This window comes from Oceanobacillus sp. MO10714A, from assembly GCF_037072045.1.
In the GTDB taxonomy this organism is placed as follows: Bacteria; Bacillota; Bacilli; order Bacillales; family Amphibacillaceae; genus Oceanobacillus; species Oceanobacillus indicireducens.
Genome location: NZ_JAXHDC010000056.1, coordinates 1 through 18,863, shown reverse-complemented (window position 1 = coordinate 18,863; position 18,863 = coordinate 1). Strand labels below are relative to the sequence as shown.

The window sequence follows — 18,863 nt, the reverse complement described above, 5'->3', positions numbered from 1 at the left end:
CCTTTTTAATTGGCGGGAGGGACATTGGGAGGGACATTGGGAGGGACATTGGGGTCAGAGCATCTGTCCCACTGGGACAGATGCTCTGACCCCAATGTCCCGATTAAAATCCGAAATCTATTCCAGTTAGTAGGTACGTGGCGACGAGCAGTACTAGCAGGTAGCCTGCGCTGAGCCAGAACATGTCAAACTTCGGTTTCTTCACATTAACCAAGAATAGATAAATATGAATCATACCAAAAAGCATCAGACCAAACACATACATAATCATAAAGTATTCAATAGCAAGTAAACCAAAAAGTACGAAAACGATACAAAATACGAGCACAAACGGGATGTTTACTGTAACGTATTTCGTCAGCAATAATTTATGTTCCATTTTTCGGTTTCCAAAATAGGATAGCATGTAATATAAAGTAAAATAGCCAACCGCAAACGTGACGAGCCAACCAAACATCGTCTTGAAAAGAAACTCAATCCCTATCGAACTGCCAAAAAAGCTTCCTAAACCACCAAACATATTGTCCATAAGGTTTTTCACAGAGAAATATGCGAACACTCCAAGGATAAAAGATAAAAGAACGAATATAATGACACTTGTTTCTAAACTAATTGAACGGTTGGAGTTAATGACCGAATGCGGTTTGATAATCGCATCTTTTAATATCCCTTTTGATTCATTCAGACTCCTATCAAAATTGAAATTTACTTTTTTATCTTTGGAATCTGTTTCTTTTTGCTGATTTTCATTTACATTAGATGGTTGTTGAACGTTCTCTTGATGTGTGGGTTGGATCTCTTCTTGGCAAGTTGAAGCATGCTGATGAATAGTTTGTTCTTGCGGAGAAGCTGTAGACTTCTCATCTGTCCCCTTCTCGTAATCCCCTTCTAACTGTTGACCATTGTTTTTGTCCATGCTGCTGGTTCCTCCCTTTTTAGTATACTTTTTATACTATATATCACCCTACTACACGCAACATCTACGATAATAGGATGTTCCCTAGCCGAAGTCGGATGGGAAAGTGCCACCATTTTCCATTCTCTTTTATCCAACCATAACTCTAACCAAATCACAATGGACTTATGACATAGGCACATCGATTGAAAAAGCGCGGATTATTGATGTATCAACAAATCCCGCGCTTTTTAATTTTTTGGGACAGGGGGTCAGAGCATCTGTCCCAGTGGGACAAATGCTCTGACCCCAATTGTCCCACTCGGACTATTCAATATAATTTACGATATTATAAATACCCGCTGAACCACAGCACATATTTTTGTCTGGCAGTTCGAGATAAGTAATCCCTAGCAACTCCAGCGGCTTATTCTCCCGTTTTTGAACATTTGTCATATGGCGGGACGGCTGGTAGGTTATAACTTTATTAATCTCTTTCGTACACGGTAAGCGTAATTCTCTCAAAATGACACTAATATCCACATTCTTTCTAGCAAATTGCTCTGCTCGTTCCGCCCAGTCTGTATCATCCGCCAATAACTTATCGTATTCTACGAGTTGTGCGCCACAGCCCCCGATGCTGTTAATTTATACAATAAATCTTGCCGGGAATCTTCATTGATAAACATACCGACGCCAGGCCGGACGGTAATGATGCCGGAAGATTCCAGAACGGTTACAGCTTCTTTCACGGACGTCTGGGAGATGCCGAACATTTCCGCAAGTGCTCGCTCGGATGGAAGATTTTCCCCTGGGGAAATTTGTCCGTTTGCAATGGAAGTTTTGATTTGTTGTATATCGTTTGATAGATTCTTTTTCGTTTTTTAATTGGTGCAAATTCCATAGAAAACCTCCAATCTGGCCAGTGGCTAGGTGGACAGTCCACAATCGGTTTAGAAAAAAGAAACATGACATTCCTGTTTCCTTTTTCTAACACTTATGATCGTTTGCTTACCGTAAATCTGCCTTTTACTTCATTTCCCCATTTTAATGTGTATTCTTCTCCGTCTGTAATCGGTCCAACGCCCTCGGGGGTACCAGTATAAATGATATCGCCTTTTGACAAACCAATTTCTTCATAGATGTATTCTAGCAACGCTTGGAAACTAAAAATAACGGATTGGATATTTCCCTGCTGAACCGTCTCCCCGTCACGTTCCAAGGAGAATTCCACATCTTTTATTTGTTCCACACCAGGAAAGTCCCAAAACCCCGTCACAATTGCTGCATTCCTGAATCCTTTCGCAACAAACCATGGATGCCCCTTTTTCTTTAGATTCGATTGAATATCTCTTAGTGTTAAATCAATACCTAGCGCCATTTGTGTAACGATTTCCTCTACCGTGAAACCGCACTCCACTTCATTCCCGATATAAAGGACAATTTCCAGTTCATGATGGATATCACCGCGATTAGCTGGAAAAGATAAGACGCTACCATCCGCAGAAGCAAGCGCACTTGTCGGTTTTGAAAATACTAAAGGTTGATCTGGTACTTCGTTTCCTAGTTCCAGCGCATGATTTTTATAATTACGTCCGATACAAAATATGTTCTTAATTTCCATGATTTTTCCTCTCCTTCCTTCAGCTACATAACACGGGGATGATTCAACTTGATACGTGCTTTCGTTAAGTGACCCGCTACTGCTGCTCGAGCTACCTCGGCATACTCTTACGTCCGTTACTTTCGCTCCCTTGAAGTTCTGCCTTATCTCGTACAGTCGCATACACATCCCCATGATGATTATTTAAAGCTAGAATACATCGTTTTTTGAAATCTGTCATCTTCTCCTTTGGGACATGGGGTCAGAGCATTTGTCCCATCTGGGACAAGTGCTCTGACCCCAATGTCCCACTGTCTGACTTTAAATTATGGAATAAACAGCATACAGGCAAACACCTTGCACTTGAATGGATGAAACGGAGAAAATGGATAATCTGTAAGGTGCAGAAAGTAATGAGGAAATACGTGGAAAACCTTCCGGATAAGATGTTGAAAACGGAACATCCACCTTTGTAACGGTATTGGGAAGGGAAGACGCGAGGAAATTGTGGGACGATTACTTCCCAAGCTGCCGAAACGCTAAATCTTTGAGCGGGACATGGGGTCAGAGCTTTTGTCCCAGAAATCTGGGACAAGTGCTCTGACCCCAATGTCCCGCACGTTGTGTTATTTTTTTGCGACGACTATCAAATAGCCTTTGTCGAGTTCTGCTTCATATCTGTCTGCCTCTGCTTCTGTAAGGCCAAGGTTTTCAAATTGATTCCGGAGTTCGTCACCACGGGAACGGAAGACATTTGCGATTTTATCCAGGATGCCCTCTTCCTCCATGCCTACTTGATTCACATGCAGATTTTCTGATAGCTTGTCCGTTAGGTCTGGCTCGTGGGCAATAACATAAATTTCATCTTTTGTATAACCTTGTAGCATTAATTGGTCGATCTTCTCTTTTGCCTTCACACTATTTTCAACAACATAAACATTTTCCATTATTAAAAACCTCCTAAGCAGTTTACTAGTTTATGCTTCTCTTTTGCTTTCATTCTATGTTTAACCGCTTCAGAGAAAATAAAACATTTTCTTGCGGAATACGAATTACCCTGCTATAATGAACACTAACTAAATACTGGTATCTTTAATTCAGTCCTGTGAGGCTGACAAGAACAGCGGGTAAGTAGAGGATGCGTCTGCAATCGATATACTGTAGATGCCTATCTTTATATTTAAAAGAGGCTAATTGTCAGCATATACTGATGATTAGCCTCTTTTTTACTTCCTCATGTATAGAAAATGGATACCAGCTAATGAGGAGGATACAAAATGAAAAAATTTGATCCGGAATTTTCTCGGCAAGCTGTCCCAATGGGAAATCGTAATAGCTTTTGGAAAATCTTATCTGTGATGCTTGGAATGACATTTTTCTCAGCAAGTATGCTCGCAGGTGGAGAGCTCGGACTTGGTCTCACCTTCACACAATTTATGCTAATTGTTTTGATTGGGAACTTCATTTTAGGAATTTACACTGGTTCCCTTGCTTTTATCGCGGCTAAAACTGGTTTATCGACCCATTTGCTAGCAAAATATGCCTTTGGAGAAAAAGGTTCACACCTGCCTTCTTTCCTGCTTGGCTTTACACAAGTCGGCTGGTTTGGGGTTGGGGTTGCCATGTTTGCGATTCCTGTTGCAAAAATTCTCGGCTGGAATGTGTACGCCCTGATTTTCCTGTTTGGGTTTGCAATGACAGCGAGCGCATTGTACGGGATGAAATCGCTCGTCGTACTTGGATATATTGCAGTACCAGCGATTGCGATACTTGGTACATATTCCATGTTTCACGCGACAGAAGTAATTGGTGGTCTGCAAGGTCTCATTTCCTACGAACCCGTAACATCTATTTCCGTGGCAGCTGCGCTTACGATTTGTATTAGATCTTTCATTAGCGCCGGTTCACTCACACCGGACTTTACCCGTTTTTCCAAATCACCGCGCCAAGCCGTAACGGCAACGGTCATCGCCTTTTTACTGGGTAACTCACTCATGTTTATTTTCGGTGCTTTCGGTGCGACGGCATATGGTCTTGCTGAGATTTCCGAAGTTCTCTTTCTACAGGGATTGGTTATCCCAGCGATTGTTGTCCTTGGCTTAAATATTTGGACAACGAATGACAATGCGCTTTACGCTTCCGGATTAGCCTTTGCTAATATCACGAACATGCCGAAGAAATTATTTGTCATCATCAATGGACTCGTCGGAACGCTTTTTGCAATGTGGATGTACAGTAATTTTGTTGGATTTCTCAATGTGCTTGGAGCGGCAATTCCTTCCATTGGAGCTATTATAATTGCAGACTATTTCTTTATACGCAAGCGGAAATATGCTGAATTTGAGAAAATGCATTTTCAAAAAGTGAACTGGATTGCGATGATTGCTTGGGTACCGGAGTTAGTTTGGCCCAATTCGCACCAGGGATCAGTCCGTTAAATGCCCTGATTGGCACTGGGATGGTATATATTATATTAACGAAAATTTTACCTGAAAGAATTTTTGTAAAAGGGGTTGCTATGACAAATGATCATTAAAAATTGTACATTACGTGGACAAGATGGTACATTCCATATCATGATTCAAGATGGTGTTTTTGAAAAAATTACCGCAGATGAAAAGGAGTTGCCCGAGGATAAGGAAATCCTTGATGTCGGGGGTGCTCTCGTCCTTCCACCGTTTATCGAGCCTCATATTCATTTGGATACGACATTGACAGCTGGAGAGCCTGAGTGGAACAAGAGCGGTACATTGTTTGAAGGGATTCAGCGCTGGACCGAGCGGAAGGAAACATTGACGGAAGAAGATGTAAAAAAACGGACGAAAACCGTGCTCGAATGGCAAATCGCCCAAGGGATTCAGCATGTCCGGACCCATGTTGATGTGACAGATCCTGATCTGACGGCTTTAAAGGCGATGCTTGCTGTGAAGGAAGAGATGAGCGATTATCTCGACCTGCAAGTCGTAGCTTTTCCGCAAGAGGGAATTCTATCTTATCCAAACGGTGAAGAGCTTCTTCGGGAGTCGCTCAAGCTTGGAGCTGACGTTGTTGGCGGGATTCCTCATTTTGAATTCACTCGGGAGTATGGCGTCGAATCCTTGAAGATCGCATTTGATCTTGCCGAAGAATATGACCGGCTAATCGATATCCATTGTGATGAAATTGATGATGAGCAATCCCGATTTGTTGAAGTCGTTGCTGCGGAGGCGTTAAAGCGTGGGCTAGGTGCAAAAACGACTGCAAGCCATACAACAGCGATGGGATCTTATAATAATGCTTATACGTATAAATTATTCGGATTATTGAAGAAGGCAGACATTAACTTTGTATCGAATCCGCTTATTAACATTCATTTACAGGGGCGTTTTGATACGTATCCGAAACGGCGGGGACTCACACGGGTAAAAGAGTTGCTGGAATCGGATTTGAATGTTTGCTTCGGTCACGATGATGTTTTTGACCCGTGGTATCCTTTAGGAACTGGAAATATGCTGCAAGTATTGCATATGGGCATCCATGTCGCGCAGTTGATGGGCTATGAGGAAATTGTTAATTCAATCGATTTGGTTACTGCAAACAGTGCACGCACCTTGCATATTGAAGATCGGTACGGAATTGAAGCTGGAAAACCAGCAAACTTTATTGTTTTAGGGGCAGAAAATGAGTATGAGGCGATTCGGAAACAAACAATTGTCCGCTACGCCTTCCGAAACGGTAAGAAAATCGCCGAAACAAAACCAAGCGAAACCCATATCAACCTCAACACAAAAAAAGAAATCACCTTTACAAGATAGACAAGTGGTGGGACATTGGGGTCAGAGCACTTGTCCCAAAAAAAGCGGGGACAGTTGCTCTGACCCCAATGTCCCTCTATTATTTATTAGCTTATTAAGATAACGAGTGGTTTCTGCCCGACTTTTTAGTTTCAATGTTTTATAGATTTTACTCACATTATAGCGAACAGATTCAGCCGGCAGTTCCAGTTCTTCAGCAATTTCTTGATTGTTTTTCTTTAGGAATATTAAATCATCAATAATAACAATCTTCATCCTAAACACCCTCTAAACACCCTCTATTTTAAATAAACCTATCCAATCCCTAGTATAATGAGCCAAACTAAACAATTTCTAAACGGGAAAGGGACAGGGGGTCAGAGCACTTGTCCCAGAGATTCTGGGACAGTTGCTCTGACCCCCTGTCCCCATTTTTAAATTGTTACAATGCGGTGAAGTATATTGCATTTTCACGTTGAATACAGTATATTTAAATTGTAAGAGATAGTGAAATATTTCACAATATAATATGTGAGGAGATAAACAAATGAAAAACTTTATTAAAGGACCTCAGATGGCGGTTGTTTGGACAGTATTGCGGGTTTGGTTAGGTGTACAATGGTTGACTGCGGGTTGGGGTAAAGTAGTTGGCGGATTTGATGCCGGCGGGTTTCTGCAAGGTGTACTTGCCAATGCAACAGGCGAAGCCCCTACAGTACAAGCATGGTACGCAACATTTGTCGAAGGCTTTGCTATTCCGAATGTCGGTTTAATAAATATCTTGATCCCGTGGGGAGAACTCTTGGTAGGTATCGGTTTAATACTTGGTGCAGCTACTATTCCTGCTTTAATCGCTGGTGCATTCATGAACCTTAATTTCTTACTTGCAGGAACATTGAGTACAAACCCTATGCTTTACACGCTTGCGATTGTGCTTTTATTCACAGGTGCAGCAAGTTATTACTACGGTGTCGACCGTTTTATTGCTCCATATATCAAAGCACGCTTCAATAAAAAAGCAAAAACAAAACCAACAGATAAAACAGTTAACTTCCCAGCATAAACTGGGACAAATACACTGACCCTGTGTCCCGATTGGGACATGGGGTCAGTGTATTTGTCCCGATTAATATATTATTAAAAGTTTGGCGATTTACGTTTTCAGTTGGTTTATCTGAGGTAAATGATACTTTTGATCTCTTACATTACGATGATAATTCCCTTTTCCCCCTCTATTTTCCAGAAATAGCTCCCCCTTTACTGTAAATCCTCTATTTGCTTCTTCTTTTCGAACCGTCTATGATAAATGCTAGCATCCTTTCCCCGTCTTTTCTCCTATATACCCTATCATTAATTCTTTCAACATCTCATCTTTTTTCAGAAAAGCATATCTTTTTTAAATAAACCAGGAAGGGAGGATATTTTTGTGGCGAGAAAGCCGCGTAAAAAAAGTTTAAGTGGGATTTATCATGTCATGCTGCGTGGGATTAATAAGCAATCAATTTTCGAGGATAAGAATGACAGATACAGATTTATGCAGACATTGGCATATGTTAAAAAGAAAAGTGGTCTTTTACTCTATGGTTATTGTTTAATGGATAACCATGTCCACCTGTTGATTGAAGAAAGAGAAGAATCAATTTCTAAAGCGATTCAGCGCCTAAGTTCAAGCTATGTTCTTTGGTACAATCGGAAATACGATCGAACAGGTCACTTGTTTCAAGGAAGATTTAGAAGTGAAACAATAGAGTCTGTCCGCTCTTTTTTAAAAGTACTTCGTTATATTCACCAAAACCCCGTTCAGGCGGGACTTGCTAGTGACGCCATAACATCTAAATGGACAAGCATGCAAGAATATTTAGGCAAACCTTCACTTGTGGATACCGAAGTTGCCGTTCAATTATTCGCTTTAGACAGGGAGAAGGCAATTCGATTATTTATCGAATTTATGCTGCTTCAACATGAAGATGAGTTTATGAATAATACAGGCAAAAAAGTTCTTGAGGATGCAGAAGTTATGAATTTTCTAACGGAGATAGGTATAAGCAACATAAGCCACCTGCAAAAAATGGGGAAAAGTGAAAGAGATGCAGTCATTCGTGAATTAAAAGCACTAAAAGGTATCACCATTCGACAACTCTCACGCATTACCGGAATCCCAAAAAGTGTCATCGCTCGTGTGAAATAAAATGGGACATTGGGGTCAGAGTAAATGTCCCACTGGGACAAGCGCTCTGACCCCAATGTCCCTCTCCTAATCATCAAGAAGTGGAATGTCCTGATGTTTCGTTTCATTGGTGCGATTTATTGGAACGTGGTTGAAGATTTCACCACTTTCAAAGAACTCGGCAACTCTGCGAATCCAATCGTGGTAATCCATCCACTCCTGTAACTCTTCAAGTAGGTCGTCAACCTGCTTTTCTTCCTCTATCGATAATTCCGGGGATTCCTTTATTTGTTTTAATCTATTTTTAAGCCTTGGCTCAAAGCTTCTGTTGCGCATAATCGCTTTTTGCCAAGAGGAATTGAATAAGGTAATAAAGGTTTCGTAATGATCTTTTTCAAGTTGATATAAATCTTTCCGCACACCTTTTTTGAAAACCCGGACAAGCATATCCATATCAAGCATTTCGCGAACCACTTGACTCATCCGTGTTTTACTCATTCCAGTTTCGGCGGATAACTCATCGAGTGTCATCGGCTCACGATTCAAATAAATAATCCCCAGTATACGTCCGACAGTCGCAGAGACCCCGAATGTGCTCATGATATCGGAAATTCGATCAATAAATTGTGTTCGTATCTCATTAATATTCTCTCTATGAATTGTCATCGTTCTCCTTCCTTCAGTCGCTAGCCAAACTATAGTAGTACGTAAACTCTTTGCTGTTATTACTATAATATGTTTAAGGCGGATTAAAAAGTATTTTCAATCGAAATTCCAAGAAAAGTACCCAATGATTGGGACAAATGCTCTGACCCCATGTCCCATTCTAGGAGGCTTGCGGCTTGGACGGTTTCACCGGGTGAAGTTTCCGTTCAATCCAGCCCATCGCCAAGTCTGCAATAATTGCCATAAAGGCTGTAGGGATTGCCCCAGCTAAAATAATTGCTGTCCCGTCCGTTGCATTCGTGCCAGTAATAATAATAGCGCCAAGACCGCCTGCACCGACGAACGCACCAATCGCCGCAATCCCGATGCCAATGACAATAGCAGTCCGAAGCCCAGCCATTATAACACTGATCGCTAACGGCAACTCTACCATTCGCAGTACTTGAAAGCGCGTCATGCCAGATGCATAAGCCGCCTCCACAACATTTTCATCTACACCTTTCATGCCAACATACGTATTTTGCGTAATCGGCAAGATGGAATAAAGCGCCAAGGTGAATACCGCCGTATTTACACCGAGTCCAAAGACCATCATAATAATCGCCATAGCACCTAACGCGGGAATCGTCTGAATAATACTTCCGAGGGACAATACCCATCCACTCAATTTACCGTATTTAGCAATAAGGATACCGAGCGGAATTGCGATAATAGCTGCAAATAATACACCATAAGCGGCCATCAAGAAATGTCTGTAAAATTCAACCCAAATATAACCTGCATTCATACTGACATAGGTGAAGAACTCTTGCAGTATTTCCATCTCACTCTTCCCCCTTTACGTCTTCAAAATAATTGTTTTCCTCGAGGAAATCCTTCGCTACTTGCCGAGGATTAATCAGCAAAACATCTGCCTGATAATTCAATTCCTGCATCTGTTCTGTAGAAATTTGCCCGTGCAACCGTTCAAGTATGTGAACCATTTCTGGATATTGCTCTAACGTTTCATTCGCAACGACAGGTGACGCATCGTATGGCGGGAAAAAGCGGCGGTCGTCTTCAAGCACTTTTAAATCAAATTCTTTAATTCTACCATCTGAAGAATAGGCAAGCACAACATCCATACTACCTGATGCCGCGGCTTGATAAACGAGCCCAATGTTCATCGGATATACTTCTCCAAAGGAAAAATACATTTCTTGAAATCCATCATACCCGTCCCCTTTCCGGTTGACCCATGAGTTATCCACGCCAAAGCGCAAATCATCTGCAAAAGGTTCCAAATCGGAAACGGTTTCGATATTATTTTCTTCGGCAAATTCAGAGGTAATCGCAATTGCATACGTGTTTTCAAAACCATAGGTTGGCCCCCATAGTTGGTTGAATCGCCCTTCAAATTCCCGTTCCACAATTTCCAATGCCGCATCGGGATCTCTCACAGGTTCCATACCGAGTGCCCCGGATAAATCCGTCCCTGTGTATCTTGAAGCCGTGATATCCAGATCACCTCGCACCATTCCTTGATGCTGAACGATGGAAGAACCAAGATGTGTCACGAGTTCTGTATTTGCACCAGTCTCTCTTTCTATCATAAGCGACAACATTTCTGCTAATATATGAGATTCTGACGTTGCTATTGCCCCGATTTTAATCGTATTAGCGGCCGAACCAGTAAGTCCTGGTAAGGAGCAGCCAGTTAGCGTCAGAAGTAACATGAGTCCTATAATTCCTTTTCTCAAGTAATCCACCTCCAAAATTATCCTGCTGCTTTATATGATTCTCTTAATCCTTTTGGCATCATTCTAGTTTCTAGACCAGCAAGGGACCGATCAGCAACGACAGCAAGAATCGTTGCCGGAATGGTTCCAGCTAAAATTAAATCCGGACGATAAAGGTTTAGGCCATCGAAAATAAAGTCACCAAGCCCTCCCCCGCCGATAAATGCAGCTAAGGTTGCCCAACCGATGAGATAAACGGTGGACAAACGTATTCCTGCCATAATCACCGGTAAAGCAAGAGGAAATTCCATTTTTAAAATAGACTGCCATGTGCTCATTCCCATACCTTTCCCTGCTTCAACAACGGACTGATCGACTCCCTGGACGCCGACATACGTATTCCGTAAAATCGGCAGCAAGGAATAGAAAAATAATGCGACGATTGCCGGCAATTTTCCAACTCCCAAAAAGGGAATAAAAAAGGCAAGTATAGCCAAGCTTGGAATTGTTTGTAGCACCCCAATGAAAGAAATAAAGCGATCAGCAAACTTTGGAACCCTGGATAGTAAAATTCCGAGCGGTACAGCTACGATAACTCCTAGTACAATTGCTGCGAGAGAAATATAGAGATGTTCCCACGTTTTAAATAGCAATTCACTTCCATGGGTTGAAAAAAACTCCATCATTTATATACACCTCCTATTTTGCTTGAATTTCAGGTTCAGAATCTTCCAGTTCCATTCCATTGCCCCAAATCGTATCGTAAAGTAGATTGGCAAGGGCTGCTCTTGTGACGATCCCTGTTAAACGATTATCGTTATCAACGACTGGAACATATTTCATTCCACGGCGTAAAATTTTGTGAACCGTATCACGAAGTAAGCTATCTTCCGTTACAGTGAAAAGTTCCGTTTCCATTACTTTCTCCACTGTTGTCGCTTTTCTATAATTCAAATTCACCATTTCAATATCAATAAACCCTTGTAAAACATGGTTAGAATCTACAACGAGCAAAGAGTCTACTTTTTTATCCCTCATTGTAGCAAGTGCGTTTTTCAATGTAGCTTGAGGTTCAATTGTAATCGGCGAGCCTCCTGTTATTTGTCCAACTGTCACAACATCCGGGCGACCTTGTATGAGACGTTCTTTTCCAAGGAATTCCTCTACAAAATCATTTGCTGGATTTCTTAAAATTTCTTCAGGCGTATCTGCCTGGACAATTTCCCCGTCACGCATAATTACGATGCGATCAGCGAGCTTTATTGCTTCATCCATATCATGGGTGACAAATACGATTGTTTTATCTAATTCACGTTGCAGTTTTTTAAATTCATCCTGTAAGGAATCCCTTGTAATCGGGTCGAGTGCACCAAATGGCTCATCCATCAATATTAAGGGTGGGTTCGCCGCTAATGCGCGTAGGACACCGATTCGCTGTTGTTGTCCGCCACTTAGCTCATGCGGATATTTATCAAGATAATCTTCCGGCAGATCAACTAACTTAATCAGTTCGCGAGCCCGGGCATCTTTCTTCTCCTTCGACCACTTGAGAAGCGTTCCAACAAGGACGATATTTTCTTTAATCGTCATATGTGGCATGAGACCGACTTGCTGAATGACATAGCCAATGGAACGACGGAGCTCAACGGGGTTCTGTTTCGTGATGTCTTTGTCATTCAGTAAAATACTTCCGTCTGTAATATCGATGAGCCGGTTGATCATCTTCATCGTTGTCGTTTTCCCGCAACCACTTGGTCCAATAAAACAGACAAATTCTCCTTTATCTACTTTTAAATTCAAATTATTTACAGCAGGCTTTCCATAATTACTGTAGCGTTTTGTTACATTTTTAAATTCTAACAAAACGAAACACCTCCAAATTTTTCAGAATGAATCGACTACTTCATTATATCGAAACTAAATAAATAACTAAAACCGATTTAAACGTCATACAGTATGATTAATTCATACAATATTTACTTTATAAACTTTATAACCGCACTTTTCGTACAATTCCTCCATAAATCGCCGTAAATCTAGTATAATGTTATGGAAAGCGGGGGACAGTGGGGTCAGAGCAAATGTCCCAGTGGGACACTTTGCTCTGACCCCCTGTCCCATCCGTGAAGGAGGTTTTATTTGTGGGTGTTCGTGATCATCTTGGTCGGCTAGTTCCGATTGACGGTAGACCAGAGCGGATTATTTCCCTTGTTCCTGCGATAACGGAGACGATGTATCATTTAGGATTGGATAAGGAAATCGTAGGGCGGACGAGATTTTGCAAGTTTCCGGAAGTTAAAGTACAGAATGTCATTAATATTGGCGGCACGAAAGATATAAAACTGGATCGTATTCATGAATTGAAACCAGATCTTATTATTGCCGAAAAAGAAGAAAATACGAAGGAAATCGTGGAGACGTTAGAAAAACACTATCCCGTTTTCGTCTTTGAAGTACAACATTTCAAAGATGTCTTCCCGATGATTGAAGATATCGGCCGTCTAACAGAAAAAGAAGAGGCCGGAAGTAAACTCGTGCACCAAATCAAAACTGCATTTCAAACTCTTCCCCATGGTGGGAATAAGCGAGTAGCCTATGTTATTTGGCAGAGGCCGTATATGGTTGTAGGGAAAGATACGTATATCAATTCACTGCTTGAAGAAATGGGGTTTATTAACCCTTTTACAGAAGTAGAAGGACGCTATCCAATGGTGACAGAAGAAGATTTCAAGCAAGCGGAACTCGATGAACTTTTTCTAGCGACGGAGCCTTTTCCTTTCCGAGAAAAACATCTTGACGTATTCCACGAGATGCTTCCTCATACGAAAGTAAGAATTGTAGATGGGGAGATGTTCTGGTATGGTGCGAAAATGGTCGAAGCTGCAGCGTATTTCAAGACTATCAGAGAAGAATGATAGATTCCTTTATAGCTTAAATAGCGGATTAATCAAACTTTTTTCTGATTAATCCACTTTTTTTATTTAACCTATTGCATAAATATACATTGACGAGTATAATTATAATCAATTCTTTAGACATATAGGAGCGAATGCTATGGAAACTAAAAATGTAATTATAATTGGTGCTGCTGGAAGAGACTTTCATAATTTCAATACGTATTATCGTAATAATGATTCATATAAAGTAGTTGCATTTACTGCAGCGCAAATTCCTGATATTGATGGACGAAAATATCCGTGGGAGCTTGCGGGTAAGCTATATCCGGAGGGAATTCCGATTTATTCCCAAGATGAATTACCGAAATTAATTAAGGAACTTGAAGTCGATGAATGCGTTTTTGCCTTCAGTGATTTAAGCTATGAAGATGTCATGGGAATCAGCGCGGTTGTGAACGCTGCTGGCGCCGACTTTAAATTGCTTGGCCCGAACAGCACAATGCTGAAAAGTAAGAAGCCGGTCATTTCCGTGACGGCAGTACGTACGGGGACAGGGAAAAGTCAAACTTCTCGTAAAATCATCGAATCCCTGCTAAAGAAAGGCTTGAAAGTTGTTGCTGTTCGTCACCCGATGCCTTACGGTGACCTAACCGCACAGCGAGTACAGCGTTTCGCAACTGTTGATGACTTAAAAAAGCATGACTGTACCATTGAGGAAATGGAAGAATACGAGCCACACGTAACAAGAGGAAATATTGTCTATGCTGGAGTGGATTATGCAGATATTTTAGAGGCTGCAGAAAATGACCCCGATGGCTGTGATGTGATTCTTTGGGACGGTGGAAATAATGACTTTTCCTTCTACGAGCCAGATCTAGCGATTACTGTTCTTGACCCGCATCGTCCAGGTCACGAGCTAAAATATTATCCTGGTGAGGTTTGTTTAAGAACTACGGATGTCGCGATTATCAACAAAGTAGACAGTGCACCGCAAGAAGCAATTGACATTGTGGAAAACAATATCAAAGCAGCAAGTCCTGTTAGTGAGATTATCAAAGCGGAATCTACTATTTCTGTGGATAAACCGGAGCTCATTAAAGGAAAACGCGTTTTAGTTGTGGAAGACGGACCGACACTTACCCATGGGGAAATGAAGATTGGCGCGGGTACAGTTGCAGTAGAGCGTAACGGGGCAACCGAAGTAATTGATCCTACCCCATATTTAGTAGGAACATTAAAAGAAACATTTGCAGCTTATCCACATCTGGAAAATGTACTTCCCGCGATGGGATATGGTGAAAAACAGCTGAAGGATTTAGAAGAAACAATTAATAATACAGATTGTGATGCAGTTATTATCGGAACGCCAATCGATTTGACTCGCGTTATCAACATCAACAAACCGACCACCCGAGTCTTCTATGACTTAGACGAAGTGGAAGGACCAAACTTAGACAACATCCTCGAAAACTTTATCAAAAAACATCAACTGCAATTAGCTTAACAAATCGGGACACGGGGTCAGAGCCGTTGTCCCGATTTTTTTCGGGACAATGCCTCTGACCCCAATGTCCCAACTTTTGCGGGACAATGCCTCCGCCCCCAATGTCCCGCCTTTTGTGGGACAGATGCTCTGACCCCCTGTCCCAATTCAATTATCATGATCTTGCTCTAGTGGGTGGGTTGCGTCATGTAGGGCTTGTTCCAATTCTTTTTCATATTCTAGTTTCTGTTCGTTAGTCCAGTCGAGAGCTTTTGCCATATATTGAACCACTTCATTTTTATGTTCGTGCACCCATGAAATATTGAAAAATAATGCCCCTGTACGTCTTATAAAAAAGTCTGTTGGTTTATAGGTTGATTCATAATCAATGGCATAACGCAGCATCGTGAGTACTACCGGATCTATCGTTTCATCTTGTGCTTGGGATTCACGCTGATAAATATCGTATAAAATTTCTATATTGGAGCCGTACCTTTGCACAAGCTTTTTCGTTACCTCTTCTTTTAAGCCAATCTTTAATCCGAGCTCTACCTTTTCTTTTATAAAATCAGGGAAACCTGCTGACCCTCCTACAGAGCCTCCAGAGATACGTAATTCTTTCGTTTGTGTACTAGGAAATGTCCGGCCTTCTTCTTCAGCTAATTGTTTTCCGACTAAATCTACAATGCTTTCTGCCATTTTACGGTAGCCGGTTAGCTTACCGCCAGCTATAGAAATAAAGCCTGAATCAGAGACAAAAATTTCATCTTTTCGGGAAACCTCTGATGGGTCCTTCCCCTCTTCATGGATAAGCGGACGTAAGCCGGCCCAACTCGACTCCACATCTTCTGGTTTAATACCGACTTGAGGGAACATATAATCAATTGCCTTTAACACATAATCCCGGTCTGCGATGGTCATTTTCGGATTAGCAATATCGCCTTCGTATACGGTATCTGTCGTACCTACATATGTTTTACCCTCTCGCGGAATAGCGAATACCATTCTTCCATCTGGAGTATCAAAATAAATTGCCTGTTTTAACGGGAATCGTTCACCGTCAAATACGAGGTGAATCCCTTTCGTCAATCTCAAGTGTTTTCCTTTTTTCGAGTTGTCTAATTCACGTAACGTATCTACCCATGGACCAGCAGCATTTACAACCTTTTTTGCATAATATTTTTGGGTTGTTCCATCTATTTGATCCTCGGCTTCAACACCAATTACTTTATTATTTTCATAAATTAAGTTAGTGATTTTCATATAATTTAAAGCATGCGCACCCTTTTCTACAGCCTTTTTCATCACCTCAATTGTTAAACGAGCGTCATCTGTCTTATACTCCACATAATAACCAGCTCCTTTTAGACCTGTTGCATTTAACAATGGTTCACGTCTTAACGCCTCTTCCGGTTTAAACATCTTTCTTCTTTCATCTTTTTCCACTCCGGCAAGAGTGTCATAGACTCGCAAGCCAATATTCGTTGTGAACGGTCCAAACGTACCTCCTTTATAAAACGGCAGCATCATCCACTCCGGCGTGGTCACATGGGGACCATTTTCATAAACAATTGCCCGCTCCCTACCGGTTTCAGTAACCACGCCAATTTCAAACTGCTTCAAATATCGCAGTCCACCATGGATTAGCTTCGTTGAGCGACTGGAAGTACCTGCTGAAAAATCCTGCATTTCTAATACGGCGACCTTCATACCTCTCGTTGCCGCATCTAGAGCAATCCCAGCTCCTGTGATCCCGCCGCCTATTACAAGTAGATCAAGATTTTCCAGCATGTTCGTTTTTATTTCTTCGCGATATAAACTTGAAAACATGTGAATCCGCTCCTTTATTAATTATTACTATATATTGGCAATCTACAACCTGAGACGGATTTATGTTAAGAAGCTATTTCGTAATCAAATGATTGCCCCATTCATAATGATTCCCCGTTTTTCGCATAAATAAAAAGAGACCACAAAACACTCTATAAGTATAGAGGCTATATGGTCTCTCGAGAATCTCCGTCCAATGTATTAACTTATTTTAAAGTATAGCACCTATTCTGTTTCCTGGTAAAGTACTTTGCCTCCGTAACAGGAATTTATTCAGGATGGTGATAATAATCGTAAATTTTCCTGAAGCAAGCTTAAATCTTGAATACTCTCGTTGCTTCCACAGCTTTCTTCCAACCATTATAAAGCTCCTGGCGTTTTTCGTCTGCAAAATCAGGCGTAAAGCTGCGTTCAATTTGCCATTGTTTTGCTATTTCTTCTTTGTCCTTCCAGTAACCAATTGCTAAACCAGCCAAATACGCTGCTCCTAAAGCGGTTGTCTCGTTAATCATAGGCCTGTCTACTTGAACATTCAATAGATCACTCTGGAACTGCATAAGGAAGTTATTTTTAACCGCTCCACCGTCGACACGTAATGATTTCACTCCAATACCAGAGTCAGCAGCCATTATATCTACAACGTCTTTTGACTGATAGGCAATCGATTCCAGTGTAGCTCTAACAAGGTGTTCTTTTGTCGTACCGCGTGTCAACCCGAACACCGCTCCCCGCGCTTCACTATCCCAATATGGTGTACCTAAGCCAACGAATGCAGGAACAACATACACACCGTCCGTAGATACTACATTCTTAGCCAAATTCTCACTTTCTGGGGCGCTTTCCAATAATCCCAATCCATCACGAAGCCATTGAATAGCAGATCCTGACACAAAGACGCTACCTTCAAGAGCATATTCAACCTTTCCGTCTACTCCCCAAGCAATTGTCGTTAGTAAACCATTTTCCGATTGAACACCTTTTTCTCCCGTGTTCATCAATAAGAATCCGCCTGTACCATACGTATTTTTAACCATTCCTTTGTCAAAACACGCTTGACCAAATAGAGCTGCTTGTTGGTCACCTGCAATCCCGGCAATCGGAACTTCTTCACCGAAGAAATGGTAACTTATAGTATGGGCATATACTTCAGAGGATTGTTTAACTTCTGGAAGCATGCTCTTTGGTATTGTTAATATTTCCAGTAGCTCGTCATCCCATTTTAAATCGTAAATATTGTACATCAGGGTCCTGGAAGCATTGGAATAGTCTGTGACATGGACTTTATGACCAGATAATTTATACACAAGCCAGCTGTCAATCGTACCGAATTGCAGTTCACCGTTTTCCGCTTTTTCCCTGGCTCCGTCCACATTATCTAAAATCCATTTTACCTTTGTACCTGAGAAATACGGATCGAGCAGCAAGCCAGTCTTTTCTTTAAACAAGTCGTTATAGCCCTTTTCACGCAAGGTTTGAACAATTTCTTCCGTTTGCCTTGATTGCCAGACGATCGCTTTATAAATCGGCTTTCCGGTTTCTCTATCCCACACAACAGTCGTTTCCCTTTGGTTGGAAATTCCGATGCCTTCCACTTGTTCCGGACCGATATCAGCCTTTCTTAACACATCCGCAATACAAGCTAAAACAGATGTCCAAATTTCATTGGCATCATGCTCAACCCAACCGGGATGCGGGAAAAATTGCTCAAATTCCCGTTGTGATACTTCCACAACTTCTCCCTTTTCGTTAAATAATATAGCCCGTGAGCTGGTTGTTCCTTGATCAATAGATAAAATAAATTTTTTCATCTGTTTTCCCCTCCCATTTTGCT

At 41.5% G+C, this 18,863-nt stretch carries 18 protein-coding genes and 1 pseudogene; 6 read left to right on the top strand and 13 right to left on the bottom strand.

The genetic code is table 11. The annotated features are described in order from the left end of the window. Positions 1–103: 103 nt before the first annotated feature. The 5 genes from SPD53_RS17655 to SPD53_RS17640 form a co-directional block, all read right to left on the bottom strand. Complete coding sequence (locus tag SPD53_RS17655) at positions 104–916, bottom strand: hypothetical protein (RefSeq protein WP_156856196.1); 813 nt, start codon at positions 914–916, stop codon at positions 104–106. Between the two features lie 306 nt (positions 917–1,222). Next, positions 1,223–1,492: a (Fe-S)-binding protein gene (locus tag SPD53_RS17650; RefSeq protein WP_188855888.1), complete on the bottom strand. Its 270-nt coding sequence runs from the start codon at positions 1,490–1,492 to the stop codon at positions 1,223–1,225. 14 nt (positions 1,493–1,506) lie between these two features. Next, complete coding sequence (locus tag SPD53_RS19935; RefSeq protein WP_268239571.1) at positions 1,507–1,743, bottom strand: FadR/GntR family transcriptional regulator; 237 nt, start codon at positions 1,741–1,743, stop codon at positions 1,507–1,509. A 149-nt stretch (positions 1,744–1,892) separates the two neighbouring features. Further along, positions 1,893–2,519 (bottom strand): fumarylacetoacetate hydrolase family protein, encoded by a 627-nt coding sequence (locus SPD53_RS17645; protein ID WP_336253345.1) that lies wholly within the window; start codon positions 2,517–2,519, stop codon positions 1,893–1,895. Positions 2,520–3,124: 605 nt separating this feature from the next. After that, the gene (locus SPD53_RS17640; RefSeq protein WP_188855890.1) at positions 3,125–3,445 is read right to left on the bottom strand and encodes a general stress protein; all 321 of its coding nucleotides are present in this window, start codon (positions 3,443–3,445) and stop codon (positions 3,125–3,127) included. 330 nt (positions 3,446–3,775) lie between these two features. Here SPD53_RS17640 and codB point away from each other — a divergent pair. Continuing rightward, positions 3,776–5,034: pseudogene (gene codB / locus SPD53_RS17635) on the top strand (cytosine permease). Then, positions 5,024–6,292 carry a cytosine deaminase gene (gene codA / locus SPD53_RS17630; RefSeq protein WP_336253344.1) on the top strand — a complete coding sequence of 423 codons (1,269 nt, stop codon included), beginning with the start codon at positions 5,024–5,026 and terminating at the stop codon, positions 6,290–6,292. The pseudogene codB and the gene codA overlap by 11 nt, the downstream one beginning before the upstream one ends. A gap of 21 nt (positions 6,293–6,313) precedes the next feature. Here codA and SPD53_RS17625 read toward each other — a convergent pair whose 3' ends face one another. Continuing rightward, positions 6,314–6,547: a LuxR C-terminal-related transcriptional regulator gene (locus tag SPD53_RS17625; RefSeq protein ID WP_336253343.1), complete on the bottom strand. Its 234-nt coding sequence runs from the start codon at positions 6,545–6,547 to the stop codon at positions 6,314–6,316. A gap of 271 nt (positions 6,548–6,818) precedes the next feature. Between SPD53_RS17625 and SPD53_RS17620 the strand changes: the two genes are divergently transcribed. Together SPD53_RS17620 and SPD53_RS17615 are read left to right on the top strand one after the other, a co-directional pair. After that, positions 6,819–7,334, top strand: coding sequence for a DoxX family protein (locus SPD53_RS17620; protein WP_336253342.1), 516 nt, complete (start codon positions 6,819–6,821; stop codon positions 7,332–7,334). A 363-nt stretch (positions 7,335–7,697) separates the two neighbouring features. Beyond that, positions 7,698–8,459, top strand: a complete 762-nt coding sequence (locus tag SPD53_RS17615) for a transposase (protein WP_336253341.1) — start codon at positions 7,698–7,700, stop codon at positions 8,457–8,459. Positions 8,460–8,525: 66 nt separating this feature from the next. Here the strand turns inward: SPD53_RS17615 and SPD53_RS17610 are convergent, their stop codons facing one another. The 5 genes from SPD53_RS17610 to SPD53_RS17590 all read right to left on the bottom strand — a co-directional run bounded on the left by SPD53_RS17610 (position 8,526) and on the right by SPD53_RS17590 (position 12,685). Further along, positions 8,526–9,104: a GbsR/MarR family transcriptional regulator gene (locus tag SPD53_RS17610; protein ID WP_336253340.1), complete on the bottom strand. Its 579-nt coding sequence runs from the start codon at positions 9,102–9,104 to the stop codon at positions 8,526–8,528. Positions 9,105–9,264: 160 nt separating this feature from the next. Beyond that, the gene (locus SPD53_RS17605; RefSeq protein ID WP_156856185.1) at positions 9,265–9,927 is read right to left on the bottom strand and encodes an ABC transporter permease; all 663 of its coding nucleotides are present in this window, start codon (positions 9,925–9,927) and stop codon (positions 9,265–9,267) included. A gap of 1 nt (position 9,928) precedes the next feature. Next, positions 9,929–10,819: an osmoprotectant ABC transporter substrate-binding protein gene (locus tag SPD53_RS17600; protein ID WP_336253346.1), complete on the bottom strand. Its 891-nt coding sequence runs from the start codon at positions 10,817–10,819 to the stop codon at positions 9,929–9,931. A gap of 41 nt (positions 10,820–10,860) precedes the next feature. After that, positions 10,861–11,508 (bottom strand): ABC transporter permease, encoded by a 648-nt coding sequence (locus SPD53_RS17595; RefSeq protein WP_336253339.1) that lies wholly within the window; start codon positions 11,506–11,508, stop codon positions 10,861–10,863. A 13-nt stretch (positions 11,509–11,521) separates the two neighbouring features. Further along, entirely contained in the window at positions 11,522–12,685 is a 1,164-nt protein-coding gene (locus tag SPD53_RS17590) for a betaine/proline/choline family ABC transporter ATP-binding protein (protein WP_336253338.1), read from the bottom strand. A 278-nt stretch (positions 12,686–12,963) separates the two neighbouring features. Between SPD53_RS17590 and SPD53_RS17585 the strand changes: the two genes are divergently transcribed. Both SPD53_RS17585 and SPD53_RS17580 read left to right on the top strand, forming a co-directional pair. Beyond that, positions 12,964–13,737 (top strand): ABC transporter substrate-binding protein, encoded by a 774-nt coding sequence (locus SPD53_RS17585; protein ID WP_336253337.1) that lies wholly within the window; start codon positions 12,964–12,966, stop codon positions 13,735–13,737. Between the two features lie 139 nt (positions 13,738–13,876). Beyond that, complete coding sequence (locus SPD53_RS17580; RefSeq protein ID WP_156856181.1) at positions 13,877–15,223, top strand: cyclic 2,3-diphosphoglycerate synthase; 1,347 nt, start codon at positions 13,877–13,879, stop codon at positions 15,221–15,223. 147 nt (positions 15,224–15,370) lie between these two features. Here SPD53_RS17580 and SPD53_RS17575 read toward each other — a convergent pair whose 3' ends face one another. Beyond that, the gene (locus tag SPD53_RS17575; RefSeq protein ID WP_188855891.1) at positions 15,371–17,032 is read right to left on the bottom strand and encodes a glycerol-3-phosphate dehydrogenase/oxidase; all 1,662 of its coding nucleotides are present in this window, start codon (positions 17,030–17,032) and stop codon (positions 15,371–15,373) included. Between the two features lie 314 nt (positions 17,033–17,346). Beyond that, positions 17,347–18,840 carry a glycerol kinase GlpK gene (gene glpK / locus SPD53_RS17570; RefSeq protein WP_156856179.1) on the bottom strand — a complete coding sequence of 498 codons (1,494 nt, stop codon included), beginning with the start codon at positions 18,838–18,840 and terminating at the stop codon, positions 17,347–17,349. Between the last annotated feature and the right edge of the window lie 23 nt (positions 18,841–18,863).

Bases quoted from the DNA above. Each gene is read 5' to 3' on its own strand.
- SPD53_RS17575 (WP_188855891.1), bottom strand. From the start codon at position 17,032: ATGTTTTCAAGTTTATATCGCGAAGAAATAAAAACGAACATGCTGGAA.
- SPD53_RS17625 (WP_336253343.1), bottom strand. From the start codon at position 6,547: ATGAAGATTGTTATTATTGATGATTTAATATTCCTAAAGAAAAACAAT.
- codA (WP_336253344.1), top strand. From the start codon at position 5,024: ATGATCATTAAAAATTGTACATTACGTGGACAAGATGGTACATTCCAT.
- SPD53_RS17610 (WP_336253340.1), bottom strand. From the start codon at position 9,104: ATGACAATTCATAGAGAGAATATTAATGAGATACGAACACAATTTATT.
- SPD53_RS17600 (WP_336253346.1), bottom strand. From the start codon at position 10,819: ATGTTACTTCTGACGCTAACTGGCTGCTCCTTACCAGGACTTACTGGT.
- glpK (WP_156856179.1), bottom strand. From the start codon at position 18,840: ATGAAAAAATTTATTTTATCTATTGATCAAGGAACAACCAGCTCACGG.
- SPD53_RS17605 (WP_156856185.1), bottom strand. From the start codon at position 9,927: ATGGAAATACTGCAAGAGTTCTTCACCTATGTCAGTATGAATGCAGGT.
- SPD53_RS17595 (WP_336253339.1), bottom strand. From the start codon at position 11,508: ATGATGGAGTTTTTTTCAACCCATGGAAGTGAATTGCTATTTAAAACG.
- SPD53_RS17580 (WP_156856181.1), top strand. From the start codon at position 13,877: ATGGAAACTAAAAATGTAATTATAATTGGTGCTGCTGGAAGAGACTTT.
- SPD53_RS17620 (WP_336253342.1), top strand. From the start codon at position 6,819: ATGAAAAACTTTATTAAAGGACCTCAGATGGCGGTTGTTTGGACAGTA.
- SPD53_RS17655 (WP_156856196.1), bottom strand. From the start codon at position 916: ATGGACAAAAACAATGGTCAACAGTTAGAAGGGGATTACGAGAAGGGG.
- SPD53_RS17645 (WP_336253345.1), bottom strand. From the start codon at position 2,519: ATGGAAATTAAGAACATATTTTGTATCGGACGTAATTATAAAAATCAT.
- SPD53_RS17640 (WP_188855890.1), bottom strand. From the start codon at position 3,445: ATGGAAAATGTTTATGTTGTTGAAAATAGTGTGAAGGCAAAAGAGAAG.